This is a genomic window from Streptococcus pseudopneumoniae, from assembly GCF_001068775.1.
GTDB lineage: Bacteria > Bacillota > Bacilli > Lactobacillales > Streptococcaceae > Streptococcus > Streptococcus pseudopneumoniae_N.
In genome coordinates this window covers 1-496 of sequence record NZ_JWAJ01000051.1, presented here as the reverse complement: position 1 = coordinate 496, position 496 = coordinate 1, and the positions used below count along the sequence as shown (strand labels likewise).

At 42.1% G+C, this 496-nt stretch carries 1 protein-coding gene; it reads right to left on the bottom strand.

All coding sequences use genetic code 11. The annotated features are described in order from the left end of the window. Positions 1–6 precede the first annotated feature (6 nt). The coding region (locus ADF68_RS11355; protein WP_049548391.1) for an LPXTG cell wall anchor domain-containing protein at positions 7–496 on the bottom strand (490 nt) is incomplete at its 5' end.

The window sequence follows — 496 nt, the reverse complement described above, 5'->3', positions numbered from 1 at the left end:
AAATTTTTAGTCTTCTTTTTTCTTTCCCAAAGCAAGTCCGAGACCACCTAGAATACCAAGAAGACCTAGAGATGCAAGAGTCGCATTTGATTCTGTTCCTGTATTTGGCAACACATTTTGAGAATCATTTGACTTAGCTCCATTATCAACAGTAGTCTTAGTATCTACCTGATATGCATTCGGAGTAACTGCATTTGGAGTTGGAGTAGCTGGTGCTGGTGTATCTTGACCAGAACCTCCATTAGTATCAGGTGTCATTGGTGCATCTGGAATTGGATCTGTTGGTGTTGCTGGTGTTACCTTACCTGGTGTTGTTACTGGAACTTCAACAGCTGGTTTACCTGGTTCAGTAATCTTACCTGTACCTGGAACTTTACCGTCTGGTAATTCACTGTTTGGTACTTTACCTTTACCGTCTTCACCGATTGTTACGGTGATTGGGTTACCATCTTTACCTGGGATTTCTACCTTAGTTCCTGGTGGGAATGTTGAGCCA